This window comes from Streptomyces recifensis, assembly GCF_002154615.1.
In the GTDB taxonomy this organism is placed as follows: Bacteria; Actinomycetota; Actinomycetes; order Streptomycetales; family Streptomycetaceae; genus Streptomyces; species Streptomyces griseoluteus.
In genome coordinates, this window is sequence record NZ_MUNH01000462.1 from 1 (window position 1) to 5,322 (window position 5,322).

The 5,322-nt window shown below is 70.9% G+C and carries 6 protein-coding genes; 3 read left to right on the forward strand and 3 right to left on the reverse strand.

Annotation, left to right across the window (positions count from 1 at the left end):
• Nucleotides 1-66: 66 nt before the first annotated feature.
• Both CCN33_RS22785 and CCN33_RS22790 read right to left on the reverse strand, forming a co-directional pair.
• Nucleotides 67-1,527 carry an aldehyde dehydrogenase family protein gene (locus tag CCN33_RS22785; RefSeq protein ID WP_086695385.1) on the reverse strand — a complete coding sequence of 487 codons (1,461 nt, stop codon included), beginning with the start codon at nt 1,525-1,527 and terminating at the stop codon, nt 67-69.
• A 114-nt stretch (nt 1,528-1,641) separates the two neighbouring features.
• Nucleotides 1,642-2,466 (reverse strand): helix-turn-helix domain-containing protein, encoded by an 825-nt coding sequence (locus CCN33_RS22790; protein WP_086695390.1) that lies wholly within the window; start codon nt 2,464-2,466, stop codon nt 1,642-1,644.
• A gap of 333 nt (nt 2,467-2,799) precedes the next feature.
• Here CCN33_RS22790 and CCN33_RS22800 point away from each other — a divergent pair, with 333 nt between their 5' ends.
• The gene (locus CCN33_RS22800; RefSeq protein ID WP_086695386.1) at nt 2,800-3,321 is read left to right on the forward strand and encodes an ATP-binding protein; all 522 of its coding nucleotides are present in this window, start codon (nt 2,800-2,802) and stop codon (nt 3,319-3,321) included.
• 102 nt (nt 3,322-3,423) lie between these two features.
• Here CCN33_RS22800 and CCN33_RS22805 read toward each other — a convergent pair whose 3' ends face one another.
• The gene (locus CCN33_RS22805; protein WP_202440822.1) at nt 3,424-3,642 is read right to left on the reverse strand and encodes a DUF397 domain-containing protein; all 219 of its coding nucleotides are present in this window, start codon (nt 3,640-3,642) and stop codon (nt 3,424-3,426) included.
• A 455-nt stretch (nt 3,643-4,097) separates the two neighbouring features.
• Between CCN33_RS22805 and CCN33_RS22810 the strand changes: the two genes are divergently transcribed.
• Complete coding sequence (locus CCN33_RS22810) at nt 4,098-4,580, forward strand: hypothetical protein (RefSeq protein WP_086695388.1); 483 nt, start codon at nt 4,098-4,100, stop codon at nt 4,578-4,580.
• 100 nt (nt 4,581-4,680) lie between these two features.
• A complete protein-coding gene (locus tag CCN33_RS22815; RefSeq protein WP_086695389.1) occupies nt 4,681-5,208 on the forward strand; it encodes a DUF4232 domain-containing protein in 528 nt (175 codons plus the stop codon).
• Nucleotides 5,209-5,322 lie beyond the last annotated feature (114 nt).

The window sequence follows — 5,322 nt, forward strand, 5'->3', positions numbered from 1 at the left end:
GTCACGGGCCATTGAGGTCAGATCCTGTCCTCAATGGCCCGTGACGGCGAAGTTTCCCGCGGCGGCTCAGAACGGGAAGCCGCTGCGCCCGTGCTGCACCGAGATCCACTTGGTGGTGGTGAACGCCTCCAGGGTCGTCTCGCCGTTCAGCCGGCCGATGCCGGAGTGCTTCTCACCGCCGAAGGGCACGATCGGCTCGTCGTGCACGGTGCCGTCGTTCACATGGAACATCCCGGTGTCGATCCGCCGCGCGAAGGCCACGCCGCGCTCGATGTCACCGGTGTGGACGGCGCCGCTGAGCCCGTACGGGGTGTCGTTGACGATGCGGACCGCCTCCTCCTCGCCGTCGAACGGGACGAGGAAGACGACCGGCCCGAAGACCTCCTGCCGCAGCAGCTCCGACCCCTCGGGCACGTCGGTGAGCACGCTGGGCGCGACCAGGTTCCCCTCCACCGAGCCGCGCAGCAGCGCCGTGGCCCCCTCCGCGAGCGCCTGCTCGACCACCCCGGCAAGGGCGTTCGCCTGCGTGGAGCTGATGACCGGGCCGATGACCGTGGCCGGGTCGCGCGGGTCGCCCACCGGCAGGGAGCGCACCTTGGCGACGAACTTCTCGGTGAACTCCTCCGCCACCGAACGGTCCACCAGCACCCGGTTGGCGGCCATGCAGACCTGCCCCTGGTGCACGAACCGGCTGAAGACGGCCGCGTCCACCGCGTAGTCGAGATCGGCGTCGTCCAGCACCACCAGGGCACTGTTGCCACCGAGTTCGAGCACCGCCCGCTTGAAGTTCGCGGCGCACACGGTGGCGACATGGCGGCCCGTGGCGTCGGAGCCGGTGAAGGAGATGACCCGCGGCACCGGGTGCTCGAGGAAGGCGTCCCCGATCTCCGCGATGTCGGTGACGACCACGTTGAGCAGCCCGCCGGGCAGGCCCGCGTCCTCGAAGAGCTTGCCGATCAGGGTGCCGCCCACGATCGGGGTGTTCTGGTGCGGCTTGAGGACCACGCCGTTGCCGAGCGCGAGCGCCGGGGCGACCGACTTCAGCGACAGCAGGAAGGGGAAGTTGAAGGGGCTGATCACGCCCACCACGCCGACCGGGACCCGGTACAGGCGGTTCTCCTTGCCCTCCAAGGGGGAGGGCAGTATGCGGCCCTCGGGGGCCAGCGCCAGGTGCACCGACTCGCGCAGGAACTCCTTGGCGAGGTGCAGCTCGAAGCCGGCCTTCACCCGGGTGCCGCCCAGCTCGGCGACGATCAGCTCGGCGATCTCCTCCTCGCGCTCCTCCAGCAGGGCGAGGGCCTGCTCGAAGACCGCGCGACGCGCGTAAGGGCTGGTGCGCGCCCATTGCTTCTGCACGCGCTCGGCGGCCCGGTACGCCTGGTCCACCTCGTCGACCGAGGCCACGGTGATCGAGGCGAGCTTCTCGTCGTCGTACGGGTTGAAGTCGATGACGTCCCAGGAGCCGGTGCCCGGTCGCCATTCGCCGTCGATGTACTGCTGGGCCAGGTCGCTGAAAAAGACCGCCATGTGATCCCTCAATCGTGAGCGTACGGCTGAGTCACGCCAGGTGCTGATCACGGGCCATCGTACTGGTGCGCTACGGAGAGCGAGGAGCGCGCGACTCCTCAACTCCCTTGTGCATCAGACCTGTTCGGAGAGCCTTCGGATGAGGTCACGGCTCTCCTCGGGACCCGGACTGTCCTGCTGGAGTTCCTTGAGGGCGTGCTCGTACTGGGCGACGTCCTCGCGCTTGTCCAGGTAGAGCGCGCTGGTGAGCTGCTCCAGGTAGACCACGTCGGAGAGGTCCGACTCGGGGAAGCTGAGCAGGGTGAAGGCGCCGCTCTCGCCGGAGTGCCCTCCGAAGGCGAAGGGCATGACCTGAAGGCGCACGTTGGGCCGCTCGGAGACCTCGATCAGGTGCCGGAGCTGGCCGCGCATGACCTCGCGGTCGCCATAGGGGCGGTGCAGGGCGGCCTCGTCGAGCACGATGTGGAACTCGGGCGCGTGGTCGCCGAGCAGATGCTTCTGCCGCTCCAGGCGCAGCGCCACCCGCCGCTCGATGTCCGCCGCGCTCGCGCCCCGCATGCCGCGCCGGACCACCGCGCGGGCGTAGTCCTCGGTCTGGAGCAGGCCGTGCACGAACTGCACCTCGTAGACCCGGATGAGGTGCGCGGCGCCCTCCAGACCCACATAGGTGGGGAACCAGCTCGGCAGCACGTCGGAGTAACTGTGCCACCAGCCCGCCACGTTGGCCTCCCGCGCGAGGGAGAGCAGCGACTCGCGCTCCGCCTCGTCGTCGATGCCGTAGAGCGTCAACAGGTCTTCCACGTCCCTGGTCTTGAAGCTCACCCGGCCCAGCTCCATCCGGCTGATCTTCGACTCGGAGGCGCGGATCGAGTAACCCGCCGCCTCGCGTGTGATCCCCCGCGCTTCCCGCAGCCGCCTGAGTTGCGAGCCGAGCAGCATCCGCCGCACCACCGATCCGGGCTCTCCCGCGCTCACGTACGTCGCCTCCCCAACCATCCGCAAGTGCCTGAGTCTGCCACTAAAACACTCCAAGCAGTACTCGTGCGGTTACGGAAACGGAAAGAGGTGAACCGTTTCTGCGTGCCAGAGGTCACGACCACTGGCGCCGATGTGCGCGTCGATGGCGGAAAAAATGGCCAAGAAGCGGTACGCGCAGGGCGATTTCGGCCGCGTGCACGTGCATCTGCCCTTGCATCTGCTGTGCGCATCCGAAACCATGGGTGCCGCGCCACCGCTGCCTCGCAACGACCGCGAATTCCGGGAGTGCCTCGCATGGGGACGAATGGATCGACCATGCTCAAGCCGTTACGGCAGGGCCTTCCTCCACTGGACCCCTCTGCCGTGTCCGGCGCCGCCTCCTGCGCGCTGCCGGCCCGCTACGAGGCCGTCCGCGAGGCACGGAACTTCACCCGCTCCACCCTCGGCCCGTGGGACGTCGGCGACCGCTTCGACGACATCGCCCTGGTCGTCTCCGAACTCGTCACCAACGCGCTGCGCCATGCCATGCCCGCCGAACTCCCGCCCGGTGCCGGGCAGTCGGCGCCCGTCCGGCTGCATCTGCTGCACTGGACCGGGCGGCTGGTGTGCGCGGTGCGCGACCCGAGCGACGAGAGCCCGGTGCCGCGCGAGACCGAGGACGACTTCTCCGCCGAGTCCGGGCGCGGGCTGCTGCTGGTGGAGTCCTTCGCGGACGGCTGGGGATGGCACCCGGCCCTGGGCGACGGCGGGGGCAAGCTGGTGTGGGCGCTGTTCCGGCTGGGGAAGGACGACCTCGGGCAGGACGGCCTCGATTAGGGGACCTCGGGCAGGACGACCGGGGCGTCCGACTCCCTTGCCGGTCACGCGGGTTGACATCGTTGCCGGACCGGCTGCCGCCCGGGGCCGCCGACGGCGGGGTCAGCCGGCGATGAGGTGGTCGAACTCGCCGTCCTTGATGCCGAGCAGCATCGCCTCGATCTCCGCGCGGGTGTAGACCAGCGCGGGGCCGTCCGGGAAGCGCGAGTTGCGCACCGCGACCTCGCCGCCGGGCAGCCGCGCGAACTCCACGCAGGACCCCTGGGAGTTGCTGTGGCGGCTCTTCTGCCAGGCCACGCCGTCCAGCTGCGTGGCAGCCATGCCGTTGTACACGTCGTACCCCCCGTACACGCCGTCAACGTAGCGGTCCACAGGTCGCTCCCCGCTGTGCACTGTCTGATGTGGCCATGGTCGATCGACCCGGATCATAACCTTGTTCATGTGCAGATGAATGAGCAGATGCACGTGCACGGCGGGTGTTCCTGCGGTTACAGCTTTGACGTCCGCTTTACCCGAGCCGCTGGGGCAGGTGGTGTTGACGCGCATGCCCGAAAGCGGCTCCGGGCATGCGCGAGCGCGCGCCGCGCCCGTGCTTCCGCGCCAGGTCGTCCAAAACGGAACGTCCCGCCCAGGGGCAAGACGCGCGCCGGGCCCTTGTTGTTGCCCGGTGTCCCGGATTCCCGCGGGTAACGGCTGGTAACTTGCTGCGGACCTCCGGCTCTGGGGGGCCTCGCGCACGGCCGGCGGGGCGACCGGCTACTGGTTGGGAGCGTGACGTGACGACGGCGAAGGTACGAGCCGCTGCGGCGGCGGGACTGGTGGGCGCGCTCGCGCTGACCGTGACGGCGTGCGGCGGGGACGGCTCCCCGGACGACTCCCCCACGACGAGCAGCGCGGCCCCCGCCCCCTCCGGCTCGGACGGCTCCGGCGGCGCCGGGGCCTCGGACCGGCTCCAGGGCAGTTGGATCACCACCGGCGGCGGCAAGATCGTCGCCCTGGTCATCACCGGCAAGCAGGCCGGGCTCTTCGTCACCGGCGGCACGGTGTGCAGCGGTACGGCGGGCGAGCGGGCGGGCCAGGGCGTGATCCGGCTCACCTGCCAGAGCGGCGACGACAGCCGGGCCGAGGGCACGGTCGACTCCGTCGACGGCAAGGCGCTGAAGGTGACCTGGAAGGGCAGTGCCGGGTCGGAGTCGTACACCAGGGCGGAGGGCGGCAAGCTGCCCACCGGGCTGCCGACGAGTCTCCAGCCGTCCTAGGCGGTCCTCGTCCTGGTGAATCGGCGGGGGTGCGTGCTCGGACGCCGCGCCGAGGCGCCATGATGCGGGGAGACGTACACGACCTCGATGGGACCAGTACATGCGCCGCGTCATCCCGCTCACCCTCACCGCTCTGGCCGCCGCCCTCGCCCTGACCGCCTGCGACGACGGCGGCAGCGGCGGTGCGGACGGCGCCAAGAGCAAGGCCGGATCGGGCTGCGCGACCGGCGCGGTGGCCCTGGAGGTCGGCTCCGCGAGCGTCGCGCCCGCCGCCGGGGACACCGGCGAGGTGCCGGTCAGCATCACCAACCAGAGCGCCCCCTGCACCCTGGACCACTTCCCCGGCGTCGTCCTGCGCCAGGGCGACCGCTCGGTGAAGCTGTCGGCCAGCGAGGGCGCGCAGGCCCAGACCCTGAAGCTGGCCAAGGGCGCGTCGGCGACCTTCACCGTCTCCTACACCCGCGGCGCGGACGGCGACGCCAAGGCGCTCGACGCCGGCACCATGGAGGTCACCCTGCCGGGCGGCGGCGACGCGAAGAGCTTCCCCTGGAAGTTCGGCCCGGTGGCGGCCAAGGGCACGGACTCGGCGAACGCGTCGGTGAGCGCCTTCCAGCAGGTCGGCGACTAGGGCTCCGCCCGGCGGCGGGGGCTCGGCGGGGCCGGGGTCCGACAACCCGCGGTGGGTGCGCCCGCAGGCGGGCTTCGCTCCCGGCGGCTCGGGCCTGACCGGCCGCCTCGGCTC